Origin of the sequence: Azospirillum lipoferum 4B (assembly GCF_000283655.1) — a bacterium.
Classification (GTDB): domain Bacteria; phylum Pseudomonadota; class Alphaproteobacteria; order Azospirillales; family Azospirillaceae; genus Azospirillum; species Azospirillum lipoferum_C.
In genome coordinates this window covers 1,817,976-1,844,502 of the sequence record NC_016622.1, presented here as the reverse complement: position 1 = coordinate 1,844,502, position 26,527 = coordinate 1,817,976, and the positions used below count along the sequence as shown (strand labels likewise).

Annotated in this window: 22 protein-coding genes; 8 read left to right on the top strand and 14 right to left on the bottom strand. The window is 68.8% G+C overall.

Features of this window, described 5'->3' with window-relative positions:
* Positions 1-96 precede the first annotated feature (96 nt).
* Complete coding sequence (locus AZOLI_RS08555) at positions 97-570, top strand: NUDIX hydrolase (protein ID WP_014248214.1); 474 nt, start codon at positions 97-99, stop codon at positions 568-570.
* Here AZOLI_RS08555 and AZOLI_RS08550 read toward each other — a convergent pair.
* The 8 genes from AZOLI_RS08550 to hisS all read right to left on the bottom strand — a co-directional run bounded on the left by AZOLI_RS08550 (position 518) and on the right by hisS (position 11,598).
* The gene (locus AZOLI_RS08550; RefSeq protein ID WP_244442462.1) at positions 518-1,390 is read right to left on the bottom strand and encodes a putative bifunctional diguanylate cyclase/phosphodiesterase; all 873 of its coding nucleotides are present in this window, start codon (positions 1,388-1,390) and stop codon (positions 518-520) included. The two genes, AZOLI_RS08555 and AZOLI_RS08550, sit on opposite strands and share 53 nt — an antisense overlap.
* 199 nt (positions 1,391-1,589) lie before the next feature.
* On the bottom strand, positions 1,590-3,260 hold the full coding sequence (locus AZOLI_RS08545) for a Na/Pi cotransporter family protein (protein WP_014248213.1): 1,671 nt from the start codon (positions 3,258-3,260) through the stop codon (positions 1,590-1,592).
* A 148-nt stretch (positions 3,261-3,408) separates the two neighbouring features.
* Positions 3,409-4,509 carry a redox-regulated ATPase YchF gene (gene ychF, locus AZOLI_RS08540; protein WP_014248212.1) on the bottom strand — a complete coding sequence of 367 codons (1,101 nt, stop codon included), beginning with the start codon at positions 4,507-4,509 and terminating at the stop codon, positions 3,409-3,411.
* A 104-nt stretch (positions 4,510-4,613) separates the two neighbouring features.
* Positions 4,614-5,186, bottom strand: a complete 573-nt coding sequence (pth, locus tag AZOLI_RS08535) for an aminoacyl-tRNA hydrolase (RefSeq protein WP_014248211.1) — start codon at positions 5,184-5,186, stop codon at positions 4,614-4,616.
* Positions 5,187-5,276: 90 nt separating this feature from the next.
* Positions 5,277-5,873: a 50S ribosomal protein L25/general stress protein Ctc gene (locus AZOLI_RS08530; RefSeq protein WP_014248210.1), complete on the bottom strand. Its 597-nt coding sequence runs from the start codon at positions 5,871-5,873 to the stop codon at positions 5,277-5,279.
* Between the two features lie 187 nt (positions 5,874-6,060).
* The gene (locus AZOLI_RS08525; RefSeq protein WP_014248209.1) at positions 6,061-7,029 is read right to left on the bottom strand and encodes an SDR family oxidoreductase; all 969 of its coding nucleotides are present in this window, start codon (positions 7,027-7,029) and stop codon (positions 6,061-6,063) included.
* Positions 7,030-7,108: 79 nt separating this feature from the next.
* Positions 7,109-10,153 carry a transglycosylase domain-containing protein gene (locus AZOLI_RS08520; protein WP_014248208.1) on the bottom strand — a complete coding sequence of 1,015 codons (3,045 nt, stop codon included), beginning with the start codon at positions 10,151-10,153 and terminating at the stop codon, positions 7,109-7,111.
* Positions 10,154-10,248: 95 nt separating this feature from the next.
* A complete protein-coding gene (hisS, locus tag AZOLI_RS08515) occupies positions 10,249-11,598 on the bottom strand; it encodes a histidine--tRNA ligase (protein WP_014248207.1) in 1,350 nt (449 codons plus the stop codon).
* 272 nt (positions 11,599-11,870) lie between these two features.
* Here hisS and AZOLI_RS08510 point away from each other — a divergent pair, with 272 nt between their 5' ends.
* Positions 11,871-12,398 carry a hypothetical protein gene (locus AZOLI_RS08510; protein WP_244442461.1) on the top strand — a complete coding sequence of 176 codons (528 nt, stop codon included), beginning with the start codon at positions 11,871-11,873 and terminating at the stop codon, positions 12,396-12,398.
* Positions 12,399-12,569: 171 nt separating this feature from the next.
* On the top strand, positions 12,570-13,625 hold the full coding sequence (gene pyrC, locus AZOLI_RS08505; RefSeq protein ID WP_014248205.1) for a dihydroorotase: 1,056 nt from the start codon (positions 12,570-12,572) through the stop codon (positions 13,623-13,625).
* A 30-nt stretch (positions 13,626-13,655) separates the two neighbouring features.
* On the opposite strand, the gene tcuB is transcribed toward pyrC, so the two are convergent.
* The 3 genes from tcuB to xseA all read right to left on the bottom strand — a co-directional run bounded on the left by tcuB (position 13,656) and on the right by xseA (position 17,903).
* Positions 13,656-14,789, bottom strand: coding sequence for a tricarballylate utilization 4Fe-4S protein TcuB (gene tcuB, locus AZOLI_RS08500; RefSeq protein ID WP_014248204.1), 1,134 nt, complete (start codon positions 14,787-14,789; stop codon positions 13,656-13,658).
* Complete coding sequence (gene tcuA, locus AZOLI_RS08495) at positions 14,776-16,143, bottom strand: FAD-dependent tricarballylate dehydrogenase TcuA (RefSeq protein WP_014248203.1); 1,368 nt, start codon at positions 16,141-16,143, stop codon at positions 14,776-14,778. Before tcuA ends, tcuB begins: the two co-directional genes overlap by 14 nt.
* Positions 16,144-16,280: 137 nt before the next feature.
* Entirely contained in the window at positions 16,281-17,903 is a 1,623-nt protein-coding gene (gene xseA / locus AZOLI_RS08490; protein ID WP_014248202.1) for an exodeoxyribonuclease VII large subunit, read from the bottom strand.
* A gap of 73 nt (positions 17,904-17,976) precedes the next feature.
* Here xseA and purD point away from each other — a divergent pair, with 73 nt between their 5' ends.
* Positions 17,977-19,263: a phosphoribosylamine--glycine ligase gene (purD, locus tag AZOLI_RS08485; RefSeq protein ID WP_014248201.1), complete on the top strand. Its 1,287-nt coding sequence runs from the start codon at positions 17,977-17,979 to the stop codon at positions 19,261-19,263.
* Between the two features lie 69 nt (positions 19,264-19,332).
* A complete protein-coding gene (locus AZOLI_RS08480; RefSeq protein ID WP_014248200.1) occupies positions 19,333-19,662 on the top strand; it encodes a nucleotidyltransferase domain-containing protein in 330 nt (109 codons plus the stop codon).
* Between the two features lie 96 nt (positions 19,663-19,758).
* On the opposite strand, the gene AZOLI_RS08475 is transcribed toward AZOLI_RS08480, so the two are convergent.
* Both AZOLI_RS08475 and AZOLI_RS08470 read right to left on the bottom strand, forming a co-directional pair.
* The gene (locus tag AZOLI_RS08475) at positions 19,759-21,264 is read right to left on the bottom strand and encodes a methyl-accepting chemotaxis protein (protein ID WP_014248199.1); all 1,506 of its coding nucleotides are present in this window, start codon (positions 21,262-21,264) and stop codon (positions 19,759-19,761) included.
* Positions 21,265-21,498: 234 nt separating this feature from the next.
* Complete coding sequence (locus AZOLI_RS08470; protein ID WP_044549881.1) at positions 21,499-21,951, bottom strand: nucleoside deaminase; 453 nt, start codon at positions 21,949-21,951, stop codon at positions 21,499-21,501.
* 105 nt (positions 21,952-22,056) lie between these two features.
* Between AZOLI_RS08470 and AZOLI_RS33175 the strand changes: the two genes are divergently transcribed.
* From AZOLI_RS33175 to oxlT, 3 genes are all read left to right on the top strand, one after another.
* Positions 22,057-23,439, top strand: coding sequence for a pseudouridine synthase (locus AZOLI_RS33175; RefSeq protein WP_014248197.1), 1,383 nt, complete (start codon positions 22,057-22,059; stop codon positions 23,437-23,439).
* On the top strand, positions 23,420-23,980 hold the full coding sequence (rsmD, locus tag AZOLI_RS08460) for a 16S rRNA (guanine(966)-N(2))-methyltransferase RsmD (RefSeq protein ID WP_044550675.1): 561 nt from the start codon (positions 23,420-23,422) through the stop codon (positions 23,978-23,980). The genes AZOLI_RS33175 and rsmD overlap by 20 nt, the downstream gene beginning before the upstream one ends.
* 644 nt (positions 23,981-24,624) lie before the next feature.
* Positions 24,625-25,968: an oxalate/formate MFS antiporter gene (gene oxlT / locus AZOLI_RS08455; RefSeq protein ID WP_014248194.1), complete on the top strand. Its 1,344-nt coding sequence runs from the start codon at positions 24,625-24,627 to the stop codon at positions 25,966-25,968.
* Between the two features lie 106 nt (positions 25,969-26,074).
* On the opposite strand, the gene AZOLI_RS08450 is transcribed toward oxlT, so the two are convergent.
* Positions 26,075-26,293: a hypothetical protein gene (locus AZOLI_RS08450; RefSeq protein WP_014248193.1), complete on the bottom strand. Its 219-nt coding sequence runs from the start codon at positions 26,291-26,293 to the stop codon at positions 26,075-26,077.
* Positions 26,294-26,527: the final 234 nt, after the last annotated feature.

Sequence of the window (26,527 nt, the reverse complement as noted above, 5' to 3'; positions counted from 1 at the left end):
TGTGAGCCGGCAAAAGGCGGCGGCGCGTCGTCGCGTCTGGTGTGCCAGTGTCGGATCGCGTTAACGTCGGGTCAAGCCATCGATAGGGAGCCACGCATGTCCTCCACCCAGCCCGACCGTTCCAGCCGCGAATATCCCGACCGTCCCTGGGTGGGGGTGGGGGTCGTCGTCTGGCGCGGGGACCGGGTCCTGCTGATCCGGCGGGGCAAGGCGCCGCGGCTGGGGCAATGGAGCCTGCCGGGCGGGGCGCAGTCGGTGGGCGAGACCGTGTTCGAGACCGCGATCCGCGAGGTGCGGGAGGAAACCGGGCTGGAGGTGGTGCCGACCGGCATCGTCACCGTGGTGGACGCCATCACCCCCGATGCCGAGGGCCGCGTCCATTACCACTACACGCTGGTGGAGGTGGCGGCGGACAGTGCGGAGGGCGACCCGATCTGCGCCGACGATGCGCTGGAAGCCTGCTGGGCCACCGCCGATGAGGCCGGCGACCTGACGGAGTGGGACGAGACCCGCCGGGTCATCCTGATGTCGGCGGAACAGCGGAAGGCCCGCCCGGCTTCAGGCCGATGACGACGCTGCGTTCGGCCAGGAACTCCGCCACGCCGTCGGCGGTCAGCGGGCGCGACAGCCAATAGCCCTGCAGCGTGTCGCAGCGGTAGGCCTGGAGGTACAGGCGCTGTTCGGCCGTCTCCACCCCCTCCGCCACCACACCGAGGTCGAGGGCATGGGCAAGCGCCACCACCGCCTGGACGATGGCGGCGGAGTCGCGATCCTCCACCATCGCCTGGACGAACTGCTTGTCGATCTTCAGCGCTTCCACCGGCACCCGCCGCAGGGTGGCGAGCGACGACCAGCCGGTGCCGAAATCGTCCAGCACCATCCGGATTCCGGCGCCGCGCAGCTGCAGCAGGGCCTCCCGCGCGTCGGCGGTCTGGCTGAACATCGCGGTTTCGGTCAGTTCCAGCTTGAGGTTCGCAGCGGGCAGGCCGGTTTCGGCCAGGATCCCCAGTACCTTCAGCACAAGACCCGGATCGTCGAGCTGACGGGCCGACAGGTTCACCGATACCGGAACGTCGACGATGCCGGCGCGGAGCCAGCCGGCCGCCGCCGAGCAGGCCTCGCGCAGGGTCCATTCGCCCAGCAGGTGGATTGCCTCCCCCTGTTCGGCCATCGGCACGAAGACGTCGGGGGGCAGCATGGTGCCGTCGGACAGGCGCCAGCGCGACAGCGCCTCGAACCCGGTCAGGCGGTTGGTGAAGACGTCGGCCTGTGGTTGGAAGACCAGCGACAGCTCCTGCCGGTCGATGGCGTCGCGGACCCGCTCGACGAATCCGGCGTCGGATGTCCCCGGTGTATCCGGCCCGTTCGACGTCGCGCGCGTGTTCGCCACCGTCCGCTCCATTCCGCCAACCTTCGCCGGTCGATGCCCGGCACTCCCTGGCATAACAACCACGGCAATGGTTTGTTAACCATGTCGCGAAAGAGCTTGACGAATTTTAGATGGTTACGAAAGAGTTAACGTTACTGGGGCGGTGACAAGAAAAGGGCGAAGCGTGGGCCTCGCCTCACCCCGTCTTTGGGCAGGTTCGTCACCCATGGGTTGCCCCGTGCTTGAGACGGCTGGGCAGCAACTCCCCCGATTGATCGAGCACCGGGTAGGCGGCGGCGACCAGATGGGCGTTGATGCGGCGCAGGTCGCGCAGGATGTCCAGATGCAGGGCGCTGGTCTCCACGCTTTCGGTCCGTCCGGCACGCAGGCGGGCGAAATGCGCCTCGGTGGCGCTGGTCTCCAGGTCGCGGATCACTTCCTTCTCGCGCATCAGCGCGCGGGCGGAGCGGATGTCGCCGGACACGAAGACGGCGGCGGCCAGCCGCTGGGTTTCGCTCAGCCGTTCCAGCATGCCGGCGATTTCGGCCGCCCCTTCGGTGGAAAAGCGCAGCTTGCGCCGAATCTTCTTGGACGCCGCCTCCATCAGGTTGCGGTCGACGATGTCGCCGACATGTTCGAGGTTGATGGTGAAGGTCAGCACGTCCGACACCCGGCGGGCGTCGCGTTCGTCCAGATCCTCCACGTTGATCTGGGTGAGATAGTGCTTGATCGCGTCATGCAGCCGGTCCAGCACGTCGTCCATCCGCCGGATTTCCTGCACCCGCTTGCGGTCGTCGCTGTGCAGCACGTCCAGGGCGCCGCGCAGCATGCTGTCCACCGCGTCGGCCATGCGCAGCGCCTCGCGTGCCGCGTTGGCGATGGCGAGGTGGGGGACGCGGAGCGCGCTGCGGTCGAGATAGAGCGGCATTCCCGGATCGGCGACGGCTACCCGTTCCGGGAACAGCCGGGTCAGAACCCGGGCGAACCAGGGCAGCGGACCGATGAACAGCGCGGCCATCGCCAGATTGAAGGCGAGGTGGAAGTTGGCGGCCAGCCGGGTGGCATCCGGCGACAGCGTCTGCAGCCCGGCGGTGATCGGCCCAAGCAGCGGCAGGACGATCAGGCATCCGGCGATGCGGTTGACCAGATTGCCCACCGGCAGCCGCCGGGCCGCCGGATTGTGGCCGTCGCCGCCCGGCCCCTCGACGATGGGATTGATCGCGCTGCCCAGATTGGCGCCGGCCACCATGGCGACGGCGGCCTCCGGCCCGATCACCCCGCCGCCGGCCAGCGAGGCGATCAGCAGGATCGCGGCGACGCTGGAATGGGCGGCCCAGGACAGGATGGCGGCCAACAGCACCGCCACCACCGGATCGGCGGTCAGCATGCCCAGCATCCGCCGCAGCATCGGCGCGTTCTCTGCCGGAGCGATGGTGGCGACCAGCAGGTGCAGCGACAGCAGCATCAGCCCCAGACCGATGGCGACCCGGCCCAGGTCGCGGCTGCGCGTCCGGCCGCCGCGGCGGAAGGCAAGGAAGCCGCCGAGCAGCAGCACCGGCGCCACATGGGTGACGTCGAAGGCGAGGACCTGGACGATCAGGGTGGAGCCGACATTGGCCCCCAGCATCACCGCCAGCGCCGGCATCAGCGACACCAGCCCGTTGGCGGTGAAGCCGGTCGCCATCAGGCCGGTGGCGGTGCTGCTCTGCAACAGCATGGTGATGCCCATGCCGGACAGGAAGGCGGTCCAGCGGTTGCGCAGCCCGGCGCCCAGGATGCGGCGCAGGTCGCCGCCCAGCGCGCGGGTCAGCCCGCTCTGCACCATGTGCAGCCCCCACAGGAGCAGCACGACATTCCCGGCCAGTTCCAGCAGCACCCGCGTCGCCTGCATCGCACCCCCTCTGTCGGATCGGGGCGGTCAGGTCGCACCCCTAACTGAAGGGTGGGGTGTGCGAATTGTTACGACAATATGACAGTTGGGTGACGGCGGAGGTGGAGTAGGGGGGCGGTTGAGCCCTCGCCCCCCAGACCCCGCTTTCTTAAACGTTGAAGCGGAAGTGGAAGATGTCGCCATCCTGGACGACGTATTCCTTGCCTTCCTGGCGCATCTTGCCGGCGTCCTTCGCCCCCTGCTCGCCACCCAGCGTGACATAGCTGGTGTAGTCGATGGTTTCGGCGCGGATGAAGCCGCGTTCGAAGTCGGTGTGGATGACGCCCGCCGCTTCCGGGGCCTTGGCGTTGCGGCGCACGGTCCAGGCGCGCGTCTCCTTGGGGCCGACGGTGAAGAAGGTGATCAGGTCCAGCAGCTTGAAGCCGGCGCGGATCAGCTTGTTCAGGCCGGTTTCCTCCAGCCCCATCGATTCCAGGAACTCCGCCTTCTCGGCCGGGTCGGTGAGCTGGGCGACCTCGGACTCGATGGCGGCGGAAATCACGACGACTTCGGCATTCTCGGCCTTGGCCTTTTCGGCGACCTTGGCGGAGAATGCGTTGCCGGTGGCGGCGGACGCCTCCTCCACATTGCAGACATAGAGCACCGGCTTGGCGGTCAGCAGCATGAACTGCTTGAACACCGGCCGCTCCTCGTCCGACACCTCGACCACGCGGGCCGGCTTGCCGTCCTGCAGCACCTTCAGGGCGCGCTCCATCAGGTCGGCCTTGATCTTGCTGTCCTTGTCGCCGCCCTTGGCCTTCTTCTGCAGGCTGGTCAGCTGGCGTTCCAGGCTTTCCATGTCGGCAAGCATCAGCTCGGTCTCGACCACCTCGGCATCGCGCAGCGGGTCGACGCTGCCCTCGACATGGGTGATGTCGTCGTCCTCGAAGCAGCGCAGCACATGGACGATGGCGTCGACCTCGCGGATGTTGGCGAGGAACTGGTTGCCCAGCCCTTCACCCTTCGACGCGCCGCGGATCAGGCCGGCGATGTCCACGAACTCCAGCTGGGTCGGGATGACCTTCTGCGACTTGGCGATTTCCGCCAGCTTGTCCTGCCGCGGGTCGGGCACGCTGACGCGGCCGACGTTCGGCTCCTTGGTGCAGAAGGGGAAATTCGCCGCCTCCGCCGCCTGGGTGGCGGTCAGCGCGTTGAAAAGGGTCGACTTGCCGACGTTCGGCAGGCCGACGATGCCGCAATTGAAGCCCATGGGTGGGTGCTCGCCGTCGGAAATGCTGGAATTGTTGCGCTTTATCCTACGAAGGGGGGCAAAGCGCAAACGCGAAGTGGGGGAGGGGACGGGCAGGCGGCGGCTTATCGCGCCTGCGTCGCCACCGTCACCTTGTTCATGAACAGCTCCGGCTGGCCTTCCACCATCAGGGGCAGGTTGTCGGAGACGGCGTCGAGCAGCGGGTCGATCCAGCCCTGGTCGGCCTTGGCGAAGTCGTGCAGGACATAGCCGCTGACCAGATCCTTGTTGCCGGGATGGCCGATGCCCAGCCGGATGCGCCAGTAGTCCTTGCCGATATGCGCGTCGATGGAGCGCAGGCCGTTGTGGCCGCCATGGCCGCCACCCTTCTTCACCCGGATCTTGCCGGGGGGCAGGTCCAGCTCGTCATGGATGACGACGACGTTCTCGGGCTTCAGCTTGTAGAATTGCAGGGCCGCCACCACCGACTGGCCCGACAGGTTCATGAAGGTGGCGGGCTCCAGCGCCAGAACCTTGTCGCCGGCGACGGTGCCCTCGGCGGTCTGGCCCTGGAAGCGCTTCTTCCATGGGGTGAAGCGATGGCGTTGGGCGATGGTCTCCACCGCCATGAAACCGATGTTGTGGCGGTTGCGGGCATACTCGTTGCCGGGGTTGCCCAGTCCGACCAGAAGCAGCATGTCCCTCACCCTTTGAAAGGCAACTCCACAAAACGAAGCGGGGGGCCGAAGCCCCCCACTGTAACCATCGTCGAAGAACGAACGCTCCGGTTAGGAAGCGGCGTTCTCGTCCGACTTCAGGCCCGACGGGGCAACGATGGTCGCGATGGTGAAATCGCGGTCGGTGATCGTCGAGGTCACACCCTCCGGCAGCTTGACCGAGGAGATGTGGATCGAGTCGCCGACGTCGAAGCCCTCGCACGAGATCGTGATGTGCTCGGGGATGCTGTCGGCCGGGCAGCTCAGCTCCAGCTCGTGACGGACGATGTTCAGCACACCGCCGCGCTTCAGGCCGGCCGACTTCTCCTGGTCGACGAACTCGACCGGAACCTGCACGTTGGTGCGGGTGTCGGCCGAAACGCGCAGGAAGTCGACATGCAGCGGGACGTCGGTCACCGGGTGGAACTGCACGTCGCGCGGCAGGACGCGATGGGCGGTGCCGTCGACGGTCACCTCGAACAGGTGGGTGAAGAAGCCCGGCTGATGCAGGACGCGGGTGAACTCGAACTTCTCGAGCGAAATGGTCAGGGGAGCCTGCTTGCCACCGTAGATGACGGCCGGAATGCGGCCGTCACGGCGGGTCTGGCGGGCGGTCCCCTTGCCGGCCCGTTCGCGCGTCTCAGCGCCGAGCGGAATGATCTTGGTCATGACGATGCTCCAAAACGAAAAGGGCGCCGGCCTCCAGGGGTGCCGACGCGTGCGCGGCGTGCTTACGGCAATCGGGGGGCTGCGTCAAGGGGCGTGGCGGGATTTCGCAGGGGATCGCTAGTCACACCCTCTCCCGGGGCGGGAGAGGGCGATTGAAGCCGATGTCGACGCCATTCCGGAGGGGCGGTCAATGCCGCCGCAGGCTGCGGTAGGCGGCAAAGGCGGCGACTGCGGCGCCGGCCACCAGCACGGGAGAGACCCAGGCGGGCGGTGGGGTGTAGAAGCCGCCGGTGATGTCCCGGCCGCGCTCCACCGGCTGGAACAGGTTGCCGTCGCTGTGCGGCGCCGGGGGCTGGCGGTCGAAATGACGGTGGGCGCCATAGCCGGCCACCGCCTCCACCAGACGCGGCGCCACGGCGTGGCCGAGCCGGGCCAGCGGCGTCAGCGCCCCGACCATCGCCTTGGCACGCGGCCGGCGGGCGACGGACACCATCGTCGCCGCCACGTCCTCGGGATCGTCGTAGATCGGGCCTTCCGGCGACAGCTCGTGCCCGGTGTAGTTGGCGCCGTGCATCATGCCGGGCGTGTCGGTGAAGGCGGGATAGACGCCGCAGACATGCAGGCCGGGGCTGTCGACCTGCTCGGCCCGCAGGCTTTCCAGCAGCCCGTCCAGACCGTATTTGCTGGCGGCATAGGCCGCGGCATAGGGAGCGGGCGCGAAGGCACCGACCGATACGGTGGCGATGAAGGTGCCGTGGCCCTGGCGGCGGAACAGCGGCAGCACCGCATGGGCGCCGTGGAGCGGCCCCAGCAGGTTGGTTTCGATCACCCGGCGGTGCGCCTCGACCGGGGTATCCTCGAAGCGGCCGACCGCGCCGACGCCGGCATTGGCGATCCAGATGTCGATGGAGCCGAATTCCTCCACCGTACGCTCGGCGAGGCGCTTCACCGCGTCGGCATCGGTGACATCGGTGGGGATGACGACGGCGCCGGCGCCCAAGCGGCGGCACTCCTCCGCCACCTCCTCCAGCAGCTCCTCCCGGCGGGCGGCCAGCGCCAGCCGGGCGCCTTCGCGGGCGAAGGCCAGTGCGGTGGCCCGCCCGATTCCGCTCGATGCTCCGGCCACCACGACGGCGGCGCCTTGCAGATCCCGCATCCTTCTCCCCTCCGGTTTGCGCTGTATCGACAGCCTCAACAGGAGGGGGCGGCGGTTGTCGCGGTCACCAAAGCCGACCCTACAGGCCGGCCGGCGCCGGGCGGGTGTCGGCGGTGCGGGTGGCGCCCTGGTCGATCAGGGGCTGCAGCGCGGGAGCGAGGCTTTTCAGCAGCTGGGCCGGCAGGGCGCTGGTGAAGCGGTAGTCGTCGGCCTCCGGCCCCTGGACGAAGGCGGTCATGGTGCCGAAGAAGCGGTCGCCGATGTAGAAGACGAAGGTGGCGGTGCGGGCCACCGCCTTCGATTCCAGCAGCACGCCGCCCGGCCCCCAGCGCTCCAGCCGGTGGTCGCCGGTGCCGGTCTTGCCGCCCATCGGGACCGCGGTGCCGGCCGGATCCTTGAAGGAGCCCCAGACCCGCTTGGCGGTGCCGTTCTGCGCCACGTCCATCAGCGCGCGGCGCAGGGTGGCGCAGACCTCCGGATGCAGCACGCGCTCGCCCTTCAGCGGACCTAGGCCCAGCTTCGCTTCGTAGGGCGTGCCGGCGGCGAAATGCAGCGAGCGGATGCGCACGGTGGGCTGGCGCACCCCGTCGTTCAGGATCAGCCCCATCAGCTCCGCCAGCGCGGCCGGACGGTCGGCGGAGCTGCCGATGGAGGTCGCCAGCGACGGCACCAGCGTGTCGAAGGGGTAGCCGACGCTGCGCCACTGGGCGGTGATGCGCTTGAACGCCTCCTCCTCCAGCCCGATGCGGATGCGGGTGTTCTGGGCGGCCATGCCCTTCTTGAACAGCCAGCGGTAGCTTTCCTGGCGTTCGTCGGCACTGGCGGCCAGCACCTCGGCCCGCGTGGCGTTCGGATTGTTCTGGAGATGGGCGACCAGCCAGAGTTCCAGCGGATGGACGCGGGCGAGATAGCCGAGATCGTTCAGCGGGAAGCGGCCCGGCCCGTATTTGGCGTAGAGCGCCGACAGCTCGCCGTCCGACAGCGTGCTTCCCGGCAGCCGGGCGCGCAGGAAGGCGGAGAATTCGGCCAGCCCGGCCTTGGGCCGCACGGTGCGGAAGATCACCGCCAGCCGGTAGGGTACCGGTCGCGACCGCGCCGCCAGCCGGACCAGAGCCTCGTCCGGCGTCCGCTTGCGGTAGTCGTTGTAGAAGCGGTTGAGGAAGTCCGAGCCCTCGCGGTCGGCGAAGCGGGCCAGATAGGCCTGACGGGCGGGATGGTCGGGCGTGCGCAGGATCTCGGCGCCGTCGTCGGCCCCCTCGTCCATATAGAACTGGACGATGTCGCGCATCAGCCGGATGAAGGGCAGGTTGACGCTGCTGCGCAGCGCTTCCTGCAAGGTCATGATGCGGCCGTTGTCGTCCTTGTTGAAGTTCACGAAGCTGTGCTGGCCGCCGCCGGTGAAGAACACCTCGCCCGGGTTGGCGGAATAGCGCCGCTCCATCGCCGCGTCGAGCATCGCGGGCAGGCGCCGGTCCTGTGCGGTCGTCAGCCAGGAGGCCGCCCAGCGCGTCAGGTTGTCCGACGCCTCGTCCTCGACATCGGCGAGGAAATCCTTGGGCAGATGGGCGTAGCGGCTGTGCAGCTCCGCTACGATCTGCAGATATGTCACCAGCGTGCGCAGCTTGGCGGTGGATCCCAAATCGAGCTTGGCGCCTTCGTTGATGTCGAGCGGCTGGTCGAGATTGTCGGCCTGGACGCGCAGATAGTTGGCCTCGGGCCCCCGCTCGTACAGGGTGATCGAATAGACCAGCTTGGACAGGTCGTTGTTGCGGGCGTCGAGCAGCCGTTCGCCTGTCAGCCCCAGCGTGCGGGCGTAATCGGGATCGTTCAGCTTGCCCAGCACCTCCACCACGCGGGCCTGGGTTTCCGCATCCAGGGTCGATTGCGCGGTCAGGTCGAGCCGGTCGAGCTGGTAGAGGCTGGGCACCCCGAGCATGCCGAGCAGCCGGGCGCGGACGGCGTTGGTCGCCTTCTGTTCGATGAAGGAGGTGGCGGGGGGCGACGGCGCCTCCTCGCGGAAGGCCAGCCGGATGGCGAGGGCGGCGTCGCGCAGAGCAGGGTCGATCACGCCGGCCTGGGCCAGCGCCCGCAGATGGGCATCGGCCAGCCGGTCGAGCGCCGTGCGGTCCTGGATCAGGTAATAGGACGGACGCCGCTGGGCCAGCAGCAGAGCCAGCACCTGTTTGTAGGCCAGCGCCTTCAGCCGCAGGGTGCGCGGCTCGGCAGCGGGTTCGGCCAGCACGCGCTTGGCGATCGACAGGTCGGTGCCGAACCAGGCCCACAGCCCGTCGCCCAGCCCGTTCACCTCGCCGAAGCCGGCCCTCGCGGTCAGCGGGGTGGAGTTCAGGTAATCGACCAGCACGCGCCGGCGCGCCTCGGTGGTGTCCTCGCCGTCGCGATAGGCGCGGATGCTGGCCGACATCATCTGGCGCAGCTTCTCCACGCCGCCGGTGGTCTGGCCGTCCGGCGAATGGCGGTATTTCTCGATCTGGGTGGCGAGCGTCGAGCCGCCGGGGGAGCGCTGGCCCGGCCGGACCATCTGCAAAGGCAGCATCGCCACCGCGGCGCCGAAACGGTCCCACTCCACCGCCGGGTTGCGGCGCGGCTCGTCCTCGTTCAGCAATTCGCGGTTCTCGATGAACAGCAGGGTGTCGGCGACCAGCTTCGGCACGTCGTCGAAGCCGTCGAACACCCGTTCGGGATAGCGCGCGGCGTACATCGGCACGCCATTGCGGTCGAGCAGGGTCAGGCCGGCCTGGGTCTTTTCCCGGTAGATCGGAAAGCCGCCGCCGGCCATGAAACGGTCGAGCGCCGGGGACAGCACCGCCTGCTGTTCGACGGCATAGATGTCGCGGGTCAGCAGGTCGAGCTGGCCGGGCAGGGCGGTGTAGCCGAGGCGTTCGTTATAGGGACCATGCGCGGGATAGCGCGCCGCCGGGTTGGGGCCTTCGCGCAAGGACACGGTCATCGACTGGGCGACGCCGGACAGCAGCCGCGCCTGGAGCCGCGACGTTTCCATCTCGCGCCATCCGGCATAGCCGACCGCGGCCACGGTGGTCGTCAAGGCGACCCCGATCACCGCCCGCCGCGCCCAGCGCCCCGCCTGCACCCACGCCTTTGCCATACCGGATGCGTGTCCCCTGCCGCCCGACCCACATGATCGGTGTCGGCCGGAACGGTAGGGGATTCATGGTTAACGGGGATTTAAAGTGGTGCCTCTTATCCCTCCAGCAACGCCTTCGCCCGCTCGGCCAGTTCAGCCAGCGGGACCTCGACCTGTTCGCCCTTGACCAGATGCTTCAGGGTGGCGGTGCCGCGGGCCTTCTCGTCGGAGCCCATGAGCAGGACGACGGGGATGCCGGCGCGGTCGGCGTATTTCATCTGCTTGGCGATCTTGCCGCCGTCCAGCTGGATTTCCGTGTTGATGCCGGCAGCGCGCAGCTCGCTCGCCATGCGGAAATAATCGGCGGACAGGGCCGGGTCCATCTGCGTCACCAGCAGCTGGGCGGTGGGGGCGGCGTCCTTGATCAGGCCGGCCTCCATCAGCTGGTAGAATAGGCGGGTGGCGCCGATGGAGATGCCGACGCCCGGCAGCTTCGACTTGGTGTAGTGGCTGGCGAGATTCTCATATCGCCCGCCGGAGCAGACCGAGCCGATGCCGGGATGGTCGTTCAGGAAGGTCTCGTAGACGGTGCCGGTGTAGTAATCGAGGCCCCGCGCGATGGCGAGGTTGATGCGCACCGTCCCCTCCGGCACCTGGAAGGCGTTCAGCCCCTCGATGACGGTGGTCAGCTCGCCCACGCCCTCGCGGAAGATAGCGTTCTCGATGTCGAGGGCGCCGAGTGCGGCCAGCGTCTCGGCATTGGTGCCCTTCATGGCGATCAGCGACAGGATGGTGTCGGCGGCATGCTCGGTCACGCCGAGGCCGAGCAGGCTGTCGCGCACCTTGTCGCGGCCGATCTTGTCCAGCTTGTCGATCTCGCGCAGCACCAGCACGCGGGTGTCGGCGTCGGCGACGCCCAGACCGTCGAGCAGGCCCAGCAGGATCTTGCGGTTGTTCACGTTGATGGTGAAGCCGCCGAAGTTCAGCTCGGTGAAGACATGGTGGATGACCGCCGGGATCTCGGCGTCGTAATGGGCGGACAGGCTGTCCTTGCCGATCACGTCGATGTCGCACTGGTAGAATTCGCGGAAGCGCCCGCGCTGCGCCCGCTCGCCGCGATAGACCCGCTGGATCTGGTAGCGGCGGAAGGGGAAGGCGAGGTCGCGCTCATGCTCCGCCACATAGCGGGCGAGCGGCACGGTCAGGTCGAAGCGCAGGGCCAGCTCCGGCTTGTTGCCCTGCTGAATGGCGCCGGTGGACTGGACGAAATAGACCTGCTTCTCCGTCTCGCCGCCCGACTTGGTCAGCAGCGTGTCCACCGTCTCGAACACCGGGGTTTCGACGGGGACGAAGCCGAACCGCTCGTAACCGCGGCGGATGGTGTCCAGCATGCGCTGGAAGGCCACCTGCTGGCGCGGCAGCAGCTCCATCGTTCCGGGCGGGGTGCGGGGCGTGATCAGGCTCATCGGAGAAGGTCCGCGCTTGGAATAGGAAAAGCGTGTGTTTTCTAGACCCTTTCGCCGGTCCCGTCACCTGCGCCCAAAAACGCGGGGGAAAATTTTTCGTGGGGCACGAAAATTTTTTGGAAGGGCGTGGAATGAACGGCAGCGGGGCCGCGTTCATCTAAGCACGATCCCGCAACGAGGATCGCTCACCGAAATGGAGAAACCAAATGTCCGGCACTGTCTTTGGGTCGCGTATCCGCTCGTCCGTTTCGACCTTTGCGTTTGTCGCCCTGATGGCGACGGCCCCCGTGCTGAGCGCGGGTGCGGCAACGGTCGCGCCGGCCGTCCCGGCCACGCCGGCCCCCGCCGCGACGACCGACTCCACCACGACGACCCCCGCCCCGGCTGTGAAGGCCGAGCAGAAGGCCGTCACCAAGAGCGAGGCCACCAAGACCGAAGCCACCAAGACCGAGGCTCCGAAGGCGGACGCCACCAAGGCCGACGCCACCAAGGCGGACGCCGGCAAGAGCAAGCATGAGCAGGTCGCAGCGACCCCGAAGGCCGAAGTGACCAAGACCCAGGCCGACGCCGTCGCCAAGGAACTGGGCGCCAAGCCGTCCGACCAGCTGTCCGCCCAGCTCGGCAAGTATCACGAGCAGATGCTGGCCGCCCATGCGCTGAAGGACGGCGCCGCCCGCGACAAGGCCGTGGCCGAGGCCCGGCAGCAGCTCTCCAGCATCGGCGGCAAGCCGGTGACGGCGGAGCAGGCCGCGAAGATCGACGGCATCCTGGGGGTGAAGAGCTCGACCAACATCCAGTAAGGCTCTCTGGAACGGCCAGCCCCACCCGCCAACGCCGGCCGGCGGGTGGGGCGCCGGTCCAGATCCGCGTCCCGCCTCTGGGGACCGCCTCTGTTGAGATGCCGCGGCGATGGCGATAGAACGTCGTCCAGGCTCACCGCCCCATCCGACAGCAGCGCCGGGACCCGATCCATGCCGAACGACCGAATTGTCATCCGCCGTCCCGACGACTGGCATGTCCATCTGCGCGACGGCGCCATGCTGAAGGCGGTCCTGCCCTTCACCGCCCGCCAGTTCGGCCGCGCCATCGTGATGCCGAACCTGAAGCCGCCGGTCGCGACCTCCGCCGATGCCGTCGCCTACCGCGAGCGCATCCTGGCGGCCTTGCCGGACGGCGTCGCCTTCACTCCGCTGATGACCGCCTACCTGACCGACGGCACCGATGCCGCCGATCTGGCGCAGGGCTTCGAGGACGGGGTGTTCGCCGCCGCCAAGCTCTATCCCGCCAATGCCACCACCAACAGCGCCCATGGCGTCACCGACATCGCCCGCATCGCCCCGGTGCTGGAGCGCATGGCGGAGATCGGCATGCCGCTGCTGATCCATGGCGAGGTGACCGACCAGTCCGTCGACATCTTCGACCGCGAGGCGGTGTTCATCGACACCATCCTGGCCCCGCTGCTGGAACGCCACCCGAGCCTGCGCGTCGTGCTGGAGCATGTGACGACCTCCGACGCCGTGCAGTTCGTGCGGGCGCATGCCGCCAGCGGCCGGATCGGCGCCACCATCACCGCGCACCATCTGCTGATCAACCGCAGCCACATCTTCCAGGGCGGCATCCGCCCGCACCTGTATTGCCTGCCGATCGCCAAGCGCGAGACGCACCGGGTTGCCCTGGTCGAGGCGGCGACCAGCGGCGAGGGGCCGTTCTTCCTCGGCACCGACACCGCGCCGCACACCGTCACCGCCAAGGAATCGGCCTGCGGCTGCGCCGGCTGCTTCACAGCCGCCAATGCGCTGGAACTCTATGCCGAAGCCTTCGAGGAGGCCGGGGCGCTCGACCGGCTGGAGGCCTTCGCCAGCCTCAACGGCCCGCGCTTCTACGGCATGCCGGTCAGCGAGGAGCAGGTGGCGCTGGAGCGCCGCCCGACGGTCGCCCCCGACCTGATCCTGGTCAGCGAAGGCGACGCCGTGCTGCCCTTCCGCAGCGGCGAAACCCTGCGCTGGCGCTTCGCCGGTTCGGTCTGAGGCAGGGCAGCTACCCGGCCGGCCCGTCCTTCAGGCGGGCGGCCGGTTGCGGGCCTCTGCCTGCCGCTCCATCGCCGCCCGCAGCAGGGCGGCGACGCGGAATGGCGCGTGCAGGAACTTGCCATAGGGCAGCGTTGCGAACAGGCCGAGCACGATGCCGAGATGGAGCAGCAGCATCGGCCCCATCGCCGCCGTCCCGCGTAAGCCCAGCAGGGCGAAGCCGCTGGCCGCCGTCAGGAACAGCAGCACCAGCAGCGCGTAATCGGCGCCGGTCACGCTCTCGGCCACCGGTGCGGGATCGGCCCGGCGCTTCAGCAGGGCGAGCCCGGCCGTGCCGGCCAGCATTCCGGCGCCGCCCAGGCTGCCCAGCAGGACCGGCAGGCTGAAAAGCGGATAGGGCGCCTGCCAGCCCAGCAGATGATCGTACAGCGTGGCGACGCCGGTGGCGGCGAAGCAGAGCGCCACGCCGTAGAACAGCGCATGGTGGCAGCGCCGCCGCGCCTGGGACAGACCGCCATCCCTACCGTCGCAGCCGGCCCCGCCGCCGCCCAGATTGCGCAGGGTGGCGGCGTCGCGCAAGGTCTCCCGCAACGCCGGCAGCAGCGGCACGCCTGAGGGGGCCGGACCCATGCTGCGCCAGAAATCGGCGACGCTGCAGCCGATGGCCAGCAGCGACCACAGCAGGACGCCTCCCGCCAGTCCGGCCATGATCTCCCACGGCACCACCCGGTAGAAGGCGCCGGGGCCGGAATGCCGTCCGAACAGCGCTTCCGGCGGAACTGCCAGGAACGCTGCAAACGAGAGGACCAGAACCGCGAACAGGGCGGCAAGGATCACCGGCTTGCCGGTGTAGCGCAGCCTTCCCCGCAGGAATGGCGGCCAGGCATGGTCGCGGTAGGAGTGCTGCCGGACCAGGCTGAGGCTCTTCGGCAGGTTGACGGCGAAGGCGTGCGGCGGCGCGTATTGGCAGGCGTGATAGCAGGACCGGCAATTGTGGCAGAGATTTGCCAGAAAGAGCATGTCGGCCGTCCCCACCTGCCGCCGCGATTTCAGTGCCCGGAACACCGCGCAATAGCCGTTGCAGTATTGGCAGGCGTTGCAGATCTCCAGCGCCCGCCGCGCCTCCGCCGCGATGGAGTCCGGGCTGTCGTCAGTGCAGGGCATGGGCCGCGGCCTCCAGGCCGGCGATGCGTCCGAACACCGCCCCGATGGACATGGCGCTCCCCGCCAGATAGCCGCGGCCGAGGATGTTGGGCGCCATGATGACGCCTGCGGCGAAAACGCCGTCGATGGCCCGTCCGTCCTCCCGCAGGACCCGCGCCTGTCCGTCGACCCGTACGCCGAGGCAGGTGGAGGTGACGCCGGCCCGCATCGGGTAGGCGCCGAAGGGTGGGACCCGGATCGGCGTGGCCAGCCGCGACTTCGGCGGCTGGAGGCCCATGGCGGAGCCGTCGCCGCCGATGGCAGCGTTGAAGCCGGTCACCGTGGCTTCCAGCGCCGCCGGATCGATGCCCAGCTTCACCGCCAGTTCGCCGATGCCGTCCGCCCGGATCGCCGGGAAGATGGAGGGGCGGAAGCGTGTCTCGATGGCCGCGTCGAAGATCGAGAAGGCGACGGCGCCCGGACAGCGGGCCACGCGCTCCCCCCAGACCGAGAAGCGCGTCGGCCCGGTGTGGGAGCCCTCGTCGGCGAAGCGCCTGCCGTCGCGGTCCACCACGATGCCGTGGGCGATTCCGTCCAGCCGGGTGACGATACCGGCATCGAAACCGGGGGATCGGCTGTCCACCGCGACCATGTGGCAATGGCCGGCGACACCCACCGGCTGCGCCCCGTCCTCCAGCAGAGCCCGAAGCATGGTGCCGGTCGCATGGGGCGTGCCGCGGATCACGAAGCCGTCGGCCGCCTCGCCCCACTGGTCGCGCAGCCAGTCGCGGTCGGCCTGGAACCCGCCGGAGGCGACGACGACCGCTCGCGCCCGGATCACCCGCATCGCCTTGGGATGGCGGACGGTGACGGAGGGCAGCCCGTCCTTGGCATGAAGCGCGCAGGCCTCGCTGTCGTAATGGATGGTGACGCCCAGCCCTTCGGCGGTGGTGTAGAGCGCATTCACCAACGCCTTGCCGCCGCCGAGGAAGAAGGCGGTCTTGCGCGAATAGGGCAGGACGTCGTCGTCACCGCTCTGGAAGCGAACGCCGTTTTCGCCCATCCAGCCGACGATGCCGGCGGACTCGGCGATCAGCAGGCGCGCCAGCCTTTCGTCGGCAGCGCCATCGGTCACCGCCTCCAGGTCGGACCAGTAATCCTGCGCGAGGTAACTGCCCTGCAGCCAGGGCGTTGGCCGGTCATGCATGACGCGGAAATTGCGGGAATGACGGGCGTTGCCGCCGCGCAATGCCTTGGGCGCGCTTTCCAGCAGAGTGACGGCGGCACCGGAGCGGCGGGCGGAAATGGCGGCGCAGAGCCCTGCGTTCCCGCCCCCGATCACCAGGACGTCGCAGTCGCGCGGGACAATCGTCATCGAACAGCCATCGGAGGACGGCTCGCCTCGGTGTGTCCGGAGCGGGCCTGTGAAGCCGATGGCTTTAGTCCCGGCGGCTGCCGCCTGGGAAGGGCCGCCGCCTGCGACAGATGGCAGCGGCCGGCAGGGCTATGCCGTCAGAACAGCGTGCCCTGCACCGGCGCCACCCGCGGCTTGGCCTTCTTCTCCGGCTTCGGCTCGGGCTTGGGCTCAGCCTTGACCTCCGCCTCCGCCTTGGGCGCGCCGCCGTCGATGGTTGCTGCAACTTTGGCGTCATCGGCGAAGACGATGTTGACGGCCAGACCCGGAATCGCCTGATCGGCGCGGGTGACGGGGCGGCCGTCGCGGTCCTCGACCAGGGCGAAGCCGCGGGCAAGCACGCCCTTGTAGCTGTAGCTCTCCAGCAACTGGCCCAGCGACGCCAGCTTGACCGCCTTGTCGGCAACCCCCTTGGCATAGCTGCGGTCCAGCCGCGGGGTCAGGTCGGCGATGCGGCGGGCGCCCTCTTCCTGCTTCACCCGCGCCGGGGACAGCGACAGCCGGCCCGCGATGCGGTCGAAGCGGCCGGCGGCGGTGGTCAGGGCATGGCGCAAGCCTGAGTCGAGCGCCCGGCTCTCCGACGCCAGCTTTTGCCCGGCCTGGGCCAGCTTCTCGCGCGGGTGGCGCAGCTTGGCGGCCAGTTCGCCGACGCGGGTGCGGCGGCGCTCCAGCATGGCGGAGGCGGCAAGGTTCAGGCGTTCGGCCCGGTCGTCCAGCCGCTGGGCATGGCCCTCCAGCAGGGCGCGGGGATCGCCCAGGCCGCGCGCCAGCCCCTCCACCCGGTTGCGGCGGTCCTCCACCGCGCGCGAGGCGCAGGCCAGCAGGCGGCGCTCGTCGTCGAGGATCTGGGCCAGCAACTCGCCGCGCACCGGCACTGCCATCTCGGCGGCGGCGGTCGGGGTGGGGGCGCGCAGGTCGGAGGCGAAGTCGATCAGCGTGGTGTCGGTCTCGTGCCCGACGGCGGAGATCAGCGGGATGGCGCTGGCCGCGGCGGCGCGGACGACGTTCTCCTCGTTGAAGGCCATCAGGTCTTCCAGCGAGCCGCCGCCGCGCGCCACGATGATCAGGTCGGGTCGCGGGACCGGGCCACCGGGCTGGATGCGGTTGAAGCCCTCGATGGCCGCCGTCACCTCGGCCGCCGCGCGCTCGCCCTGCACGGCGACCGGCCACAGCAGGACATGGCGGGGGAAGCGGTCGTTCAGCCGGTGCAGGATGTCGCGGATGACCGCGCCGGTGGGGGAGGTGACGACGCCGATCACGTCGGGCAGGAAGGGGATGCGCTTTTTGCGGGCAGGGTCGAACAGCCCCTCCGCCGCCAGCCGGCGCTTGCGCTCCTCCAGCATCTTCAGCAGCGCGCCTTCGCCGGCCAGTTCCATCGACTCGACGATCAGCTGGTATTGCGAGCGGCCGGGGTAGGTGGTCATCCGCCCGGTGACGATGACCTCCAGCCCTTCCTCCGGCCGCACCGCCAGCTTCGCCATGGTGCCGCGCCAGCACACCGCCTCGATCACCGCGGTGTCGTCCTTCAGGCGCATGTAGCAGTGGCCGGAGCTGTGCTTCTTCGGCTGGCTGATCTCGCCGCGGACGCGGACGAAGCCGAATTCCTCCTCGATGCTGCGCTTCAGCCGGCGGGCGAGGTCGCCGACGGTGAATTCCGGCAGGTTGGAACCGGGGCGCGGTTCCGGGGCGATCAGGGGCAGGGAGTCGGTGTCGGAGGTCATGGCGCTCTTGAGTTGGGACGCCGCCATGATACAAGGCGCGCAGTTCGCAACAAGGCGGAAGGAGCGCCACCCCATGAAAGTCCTCGTCGTCGGATCGGGCGGTCGTGAGCATGCGCTCTGCTGGGCCATTTCCAATTCGCCGCTGTGCGACGCGCTCTATTGCGCGCCGGGCAATGCCGGCATCGCCGACGTCGCCACGTTGGTGCCCATCGGGTCGGAGGATGTCGACGCGCTGGTGCGCTTCGTCCAGGACAACGCCATCGACTTCGTCGTCGTCGGCCCGGAAGGCCCGCTGGTGCTGGGTCTGGTCGACCGGCTGACCGCACTGGGCGTCAAGGCCTTCGGGCCGAGCGCGGCGGCGGCGGAGCTTGAAGGCTCCAAGGGGTTCATGAAGGACATCCTGGCGAAATACGGGGTGCCCACCGCCTTCTACGAGCGCTTCAAGGATCCGGATGCCGCCAAGGCCTATGTCCGCAAGCATGGCGCCCCCATCGTGGTGAAGGCCGACGGGCTGGCCGCCGGCAAGGGCGTCACCGTCGCCCGCACCGAGCAGGAGGCGTGTGATGCCATCGACGACGCGCTGGTCGGCGGCCGCTTCGGCGCCGCCGGTGCCGAGGTGGTGGTGGAAGAGTTCCTGGACGGCGAGGAGGTCAGCTTCTTCGCGCTGTGCGACGGCGAGAACGCGCTGCCGCTGGCCTCGGCCCAGGACCACAAGGCGGTCGGCGACGGCGACACCGGCCCCAACACCGGCGGCATGGGCGCCTATTCCCCGGCCCCGGTGCTGACCCCCGACCTGCAGGACCGCGTGATGCGCGAGATCATCCTGCCGACGGTCAAGGGCATGGCGGCGGAAGGCAAGCCGTTCAAGGGCGTGCTGTTCGCCGGGCTGATGATCATGCAGACGCCGGCCGGCCCGGTGCCAAAGACGCTGGAGTTCAATGTCCGCTTCGGCGACCCGGAATGCCAGACGCTGATGATGCGGCTGAAGTCCGACGCGCTGGCGGCGCTGGTGGCGGCGGCCGACGGGGTGCTGGACAGCATCGACCTGCGCTGGCACGACCGGACCGCCCTGTGCGTGGTGATGGCGGCCAACGGCTATCCGGGCGACTACGCCAAGAACACCGAGATCCGCGGGCTGGACAAGGCCGGAGCGGTTGAGAATGTGACCGTGTTCCATGCCGGCACCAAGCGCGCCGAGGATGGCCGGGTTCTGTCGGTCGGCGGTCGGGTGCTGGGCGTCACCGCGCTGGCGCCGACGGTGGCCGAGGCGCAGGCGGCGGCCTACAAGGCGGTCGACGCGCTGGACTGGCCGGACGGCTTCTGCCGCCGCGACATCGGCTGGCGGGCGGTGGGGCGGTAAGGGAGCTACAAATGCAGTCCGAGAAGGGCTATTTTTAGCTTGGTCCCAACAGATGCCGTGTGCTCCGGTATGGACACCGCTCCCCAGACCCGCGCGGCCATCGCCGCATTCCGCCAGGGGGCCGAAGCCGTCTTCGGCTCCCGCCTTGAGTCCATCCTGCTGTTCGGGTCGCGTTCACGCGACGATTACACAGACGAGTCCGATCTGGATTTGGCGGTGATCCTGAAGGACGAACCGGCGGATCCGCTGGAGGAAGCCGACCGCGTCATGGACATCGCCTTCGTGCCGACCATGGAAGCGGGCAGGATCGTCCAGCCTTTCGTCTGGTCGGCGCGGACATTGCGCACGTCCCAGCATCCGCTGATCCGGACGGTGAGGGAGCAGGGGGTTCCGGTGTGAACGGGACCTGACGGCCGCTCTCTGACATAGGCCGCGACATACCTGTTCGACAAAGATGCGGGGGCGCATCGCTGCGCCCCCTTGTTCATTTCCGCCTCACGCCCGCAGCCGTTCCGATGCGCTGGCGATGTTCTGCGACACCACTTCGATGTCGCGGACCACGCGGGTGACGCTGTGGGCGATCTCCCTGGTTGCCGACTCCTGCTGCGACACGGCGGCGGCGATGGTGGTGGAGATCTGCTGGACGTCGGTGACGATGGCGCCGATCCGGCGGATGGCATCCACCGCGTGCAGCGCCTCCTGCTGGACCGAGGCGATCTGCGCGGCGATGTCGTCGGCGGCGCTGCCGCTCTGCTGGGCCAGCGACTTCACCTCGTTCGCCACCACGGCGAAGCCGCGGCCCGCGTCGCCGGCGCGGGCGGCCTCGATGGTCGCGTTCAGCGCCAGCAGGTTGGTTTGCGAGGCGATGGAGTTGATCAGCTTGGTGATGGCGCCGATGCGCTCGGCCGAGGTGACGAGCGCCTCCACCGCGGCGTTGGTGCGGCTCGCCTCCTCCGAAGCCTTGAGCGAGGCGCCGGAGGCCTCGTTGGCGCGGGTGCTGATGTCGGAGATCGAGGCCGACAGCTCCTCCGTCGCGGCGGCGACGGTCTGGGCGTTGGCGGTGGCGCGGTCGGCGGCGGTGCCGACCTCGCTGTCCAGCGTCTCGGCGAGGCTGGTGACGCTGCGGCGGCGCTCGCCGTCCATCTCGGCTTGCCGCAACTCGGCAACCTTCTGCCCGTCGATGTCGATCAGCGAGCCGCAGGCGCGCAGGGCCAGACCGCTGCCGTCGCGGGCGACGCCGCCGATGGCGCGGAACCAGCGATAGCTGCCGTCCCTCAGCTTCAGCCGGTAATCGACATCGTAGCCGGTGCGGCCGCTTCGGTCGTTCAGGCAGGCCATGAAGGCGTCGAAGGTGCGCTTGGCGTCGTCCGGATGCAGCCGGTCGGCCCAGGAGCCGACCTTGTCGGGGAAGCCCGCCTTGTCGTCACGGTCGAAGCCGACGAGCCGGCGGAACTCCGGCGACCAGTGCCAGCGGCTCTGCGCATGCATCGGGTCGCCATTGTGGAAGACCGCGTCCCACAGCCCGACGCCGGCGTGGCGGTCGAGCAGCTTGGCCCGCTCCAGCTCCCGCCGTTCGGCATCGATGTCGATCAGCGAGCCGCAGGCGCGCAGGGCCAGACCGCTGCTGTCGCGGGCGACGCCGCCGATGGCGCGGAACCAGCGATAGCTGCCGTCCTTCACCTTCAGCCGGTAGTTCACGTCATAGCCGGTGCGGCCGCTGCGGTCGTTCAGGCAGGCCATGAAGGCATCGAAGGTGGGCTTGGCATCGTCCGCATGCAGCCGGTCGGCCCAGGAACCGACCTTGTCGGGGAAGCCCGTCTTGTCGTCGCGGTCGAAGCCCACGAGCCGGCGGAACTCCGGCGACCAATGCCAATTGCTTTGCGCGTGCATCGGATCGCCATTGTGGATGACCGCGTCCCAAAGCCCGACTCCCGCATGGCGGCCCAGCAGGGCCAACTCTTCGGCCGCTTGATTTTCCTGCGGCTTGCGGAACGAAAACATTCGTAACTCCTGATGGCTGGAAGCGGTCAGCCCATCATGCGCATATGTTCGCTAAACAAACACTTAACAGACTATATTGTCTTGTGCGTATGGATTTCGCCCGGTTGTATGGTAGAGCGAGTTTTTCGTTTGGCCTCTTGGTGAAGAGCCGGGGTCGATTGCGAATGGCTTCGAGAAATTTTATTGCTACTTTTTCAAAACAACATTGCGCCGCGTGCGTATCCGGCTGGGGGCTCACCGCCGCTCCCTGAAGAAGTCGCGCAGCAGCGCCCCGGCCCGTGTCTCGCCGATGCCGCTGTAGACCTCCGGCACGTGATGGCAGGTGGGCTGAGTGAAGAAGCGCGGACCGTGGTCCACCGCGCCGCCCTTGGGATCGTAGGCGCCGTAATAGACCCGCCGGATGCGGGCGAAGCTGATCGCGGCGGCGCATAGCGCGCAGGGCTCCAGCGTCACATACAGGTCGCAGCCGGGCAGGCGGGGCTGGCCGCGCTGCGCACAGGCTTCGCGGATCGCCAGCAGTTCGGCATGGGCCGACGGGTCGCACAGCTCCTCCGTCCGGTTGCCGGCGCTGGATAGTACGGCGCCCGTCGCGGGATCGACGACGACGGCGCCGACCGGCACCTCGCCGCGCGCGGCGGCGGCCTCGGCGGCGGCGAAGGCGAGGTCCATATAGCGGGGAGAGGGCATGGCCGGGCAGGGTGCCAACCGCCCGCCGGGCGCGTCAACCGGATTCCGGTGTCCGGGCGCCGAACTCGTGTTGCGGGCGGCGCGTCCAGGCCCTATGGTCCGGCCATGGACCGCTCCGATACTGCCAAGAAATCCGATTCCGCCACAAATGGCGGTGAACGCATCGCCAAGCGACTGGCGCGCGCTGGGCTCTGCTCGCGCCGCGACGCCGAACGCTGGATCGCCGAGGGCCGCGTCGCGGTCAACAGCCGCGTGCTCGACAGCCCCGCCTGCGTGGTTCGCCCCGGCGACATCGTCCAGGTCGACGGCAAGGTCATTCCGGAGCCGGAACCCGCCCGCCTGTGGCGCTACCACAAGCCGTCCGGGCTGGTCACCACCGCGCGCGACGAGAAGGGGCGCGAGACCGTCTTCGACCGGCTGCCGGCCGACCTGCCGCGCGTGGTCTCCATCGGCCGCCTCGACCTGACGACCGAGGGGCTGCTTCTGCTGACCAACGACGGCGAGCTGGCCCGCTTCCTGGAACTGCCGGCCACCGGCTGGACCCGCCGCTACCGCGTGCGCGTCTTCGGCGAGGTGGACGAGAGGCAATTGGCGGCGCTGGAGAAGGGCCCGACCATCGAAGGCGTGAAGTACGGCCCGATCGAGGCCGTGCTGGACCGCATCCAGGGCCGCAACGCCTGGCTGACCGTCAGCCTGAAGGAAGGCAAGAACCGCGAGATCCGCAAGGTGATGGAGTCGCTGGGGCTCCAGGTGAACCGGCTGATCCGCGTCGCCTATGGTCCCTTCCAGCTCGGCAAGCTGGAGGAAGGCGCCGTCGAGGAGGTGCCGAAGCGCGTCGTCCGCGAACAGATCGCCCCCTTCTTCGGCACCCCCGAAGGGGCGGAGCCCGCCGAATCCGGCACCAAGCAGCGTGCCAAGGCGAGAGCCGACGCGGCGGTGAAGTCTGCCCCCGCCAAGTCTGCCCCCGCCAAGTCCGCGCCGGGGAAGACCGTAGCGGCGAAGGCCGACGCCAAGGCCGCTCCGAAGCGTGCGCCGCGGTCCGCCACCAAGCGGCACGAGGCCGAAGCTGCCCGTGTTGAAGAGACCAAGCCCGCCCGGCGCGGCACGCTGTCGCTCAGCAAGTCGGGGCCCGCTGCGGCCAAGTCCGGCCGGCCCGGCAAGCCGGAAGGCCGCGATGCCGCCAAGCCGGCCGGTGCTGCCGGTCCGCGGGGGGCGAAGCCCGGCGGGTTCAAGGCCGGTGCCGCGAAGTCGGACGGCCCGCGTTCCGAGGGCGCCCGTTCCGAGGGGGCAAGGTCCCGGGATGCGAAGCCCCGGGACGACAAGCCGAGGGACGCCAAATTTGCCGCTCCGAAATCGGCGGCCTCCAGGTCCGCGGGTCCGAAGGCCGCCGGTTCGGCGCCGAAGGGTGGTCCGAAGGCCGGCGGCGACAGGTCGGGCGGCGGTGCCGGCGGACGGACGGAGCGCCCGCGTGCGGATCGTCGGCGGTAAGCACCGCGGCCGCAGTCTGGTGGCACCGGGCGGGCGCGACACCCGCCCCACCACCGACCGCACCCGGCAAGCCATCTTCAACATCCTGGCCCATGCCAACTGGGCGCCCGAGTTCGAGGGCGCGGCGGTCGTCGATGCCTTTTGCGGAACCGGTGCGCTGGGGCTGGAGGCCCTGTCGCGCGGGGCCGCCTGGTGCGGCTTCCTCGACATGGGCCGGCCGGCGCTGGACGCCGTGCGCGCCAATGTCGATGCCCTGGGCGAAGCCGGCAATGCGCGGATCCTGCGCGCCGATGCCACCAAGCCGCCGCCGGCCCCGCGGGCCTGCGCCTTGGCCTTCCTCGATCCCCCCTATGGCCAGGATCTGGCGCCGCGTGCGCTGGACGGGCTGCTGAAGGCCGGCTGGCTCGCCGACGGCGCCCTCGCCGTGGTCGAGGTGGCCGAACGCGACCCCCTGCCTCTGCCCGACGGCTTCAGCGCCGTCGATGAACGCCGCTATGGCGACACCCGCGTCGCTTTCCTGACGGTCCGTCGCCCGGCCTGACCCATCGGCGGCGTGGCCCGCCCATTTCCGTTCCTCCCGGTCCGAGTTTCATTTTCCGCGCCCGCGCCCATCGGCCGGGTGACGAAGAGCCCTGCCTGTCCCAAGGCGCTCTCCGGTGTTTTTCCATGATACGGAAAGCCCGAATGGACTGTTGAGTTCCAAAACAATCCGAGCAAAAGATTATGTGTCGCCGATGCGGTTCCTCTATGGAAACGGCGGCATCTATCTATCTCCTAAGACTGCACACCCTCGTTCGAGGGGGCCGTGCAGGTACCGGCACGGCTTCTTTTTACAGGATGTGCGTCGCACCGAGTGATCGGACACAAGAACCGATGTGGACCGGACATTCGAAGCGGCACGAGACGTAAGTTTTACTTGGTCAGCAGGTGTGTATACGGCGTCGGACCGTCCGTCCGGGTCTTTTTGTCCCCGGTTTTGGCATACCAGATTTCATATCTGGCATGCCGAAACCGGGACAATCGAACTCCGAGCGATTGTCGGCATCCGCGCCGAGTTCCGGAATGGAACCGTCAGCAAGAGCGGTCCGTCCGGGTCATTCCGCAATCGTGATTGGTGCGCCGGTCCCCGGGAGAGGGGCCGCGCCACCGGCTCAGGCAAGATCATTGGGAGGCACGATGGCTCATATGAATTCACAACCGGCGGCGGCACAGGCGCCGGTGTCCGATACCGTCCGCTGGATGCAGATCGTCGTCGGCATCGTTTGCATGGTGGCTGCGGCCAACATCCAGTATGCCTGGACGCTGTTCGTCCCGGAAATCCAGGCGACCCACGGCTGGACGCGCGCTTCGATCCAGACCGCCTTCACCATCTTCGTCGTCGTGCAGACCTGGCTGACGCCGATCGAGGGTTATTTCATCGACAAGTACGGCCCCCGCGTGATCGTCGGCGCCGGCGGCTTCTTCACCGGCCTGTCCTGGGTCATCGACAGCTATGCCGGCTCGCTCGGCATGCTGTATGTCGGCTCGGCCATCGGCGGCATCGGCGTCGGCTGCGTCTATGCCACCTGCGTCAACAACGCGCTGAAGTGGTTCCCGGAAAAGCGCGGTCTGGCGGTCGGCCTGACGGCGGGCGGCTATGGCGCCGGCTCGGCCCTCACCATCCTGCCGATCTCCGCGATGATCCACAGCAGCGGCTATCAGACCACTTTCTTCTGGTTCGGCCTGCTGCAGGGCGCGATCATCATCGCCGCCGCCTTCTTCCTGCGCATGCCGCAGAAGGAGCACGTCAAGGCCTCCACCAAGGTCGCCCAGACCCGCCGCGACTACACGCTGGGCGAAGCCATCCGCACCCCGGTGTTCTGGGTGATGTGGGCGATGTTCATCGGCACCGTCACCGGCGGCCTGATGGCGGTGGCCCAGCTGGGCGTCATCGCCCACGATCTGGGCGTGAAGGAGACCCCGGTCAGCGTCCTGGGCATCACCATGGCGGCTCTGCCCTTCGCCCTGATGCTGGACCGCGTGATGAACGGCATCTCCCGTCCGCTGTTCGGCTTCATCTCCGACCACATCGGCCGTGAGGCGACCATGTTCGTCGCCTTCACCCTGGAAGGCCTGGGCATCATCATGCTCAGCAAGTTCGGCCACGACCCGATGATGTTCCTGATCCTCAGCGGCATGGTCTTCCTGGCCTGGGGTGAAGTGTACAGCCTGTTCAGCGCCACCTCGGCCGACACCTTCGGCACCAAGCATGCCGGCAAGATCTACGGCGTCCTGTACTGCGCCAAGGGTGTCGCCGCCCTGCTGGTCCCGCTGGGCAACCTGCTGATGGAAGCCACCGGCACCTGGGCGACCGTGCTGTACGTCACCGCCACCATGGACCTCACCGCCGCGGCCTGTGCGCTGCTGGTTCTCAAGCCGATGCTGGCCCGCCACCATGCCCGCAACGAGGAGCTGGCTCGCCGTGCCGAACAGGGCGACATCGCCCGCACCGTCCCGGTCGGAGCGGCAACGGGTGCGGCCAACGGCTGAAAGCACAAGCGCAAGGGCTTGGCCTGAGGGATCGGCCTGAGGGGTCGACTTAGGAGAGAAGACAGGCGACGGGCCGGGGACGCGACGAGCGGTCCCGGTCCGTCCGTCATTCCAGCCAGAAGGGACGATCCTCGCCCTTTTCGGTCCCGGGCTTCTTCTGGGGCGTCTGCTGGAACCGGTCGGAGGTGAACAGGATGGTCTCCTCCTCCGTCTCCTCCTTCTCCGGCTCGATCACGGTGAAGCCGCCCCGGCCGCTGGCCATGTAGACGGCGTGGCCGATCATGCCGGTCAGCGCGAGGAACAGAAGGGCCTGGGTCTCGATCATGGCGGGGCATCCTTATCGCAAGCGAGGGGCCAAGGGAGGGCCGAGGGGAGAGGGGTTCGACAAGGGACAACAGCGCATGAGGCCGAAAAGCATCGCTGCCGGAAGCTCAGTTCCGGCGGCCAAGCCAGGGCCATGCTGTAACGCAACATAAGGAAACTGGCATACCTTCGCAAAAAGTTTTGCATGCCAGATACCGGGTGCCTGACCTGCAACTTTGACGCAGTGCTACCGACC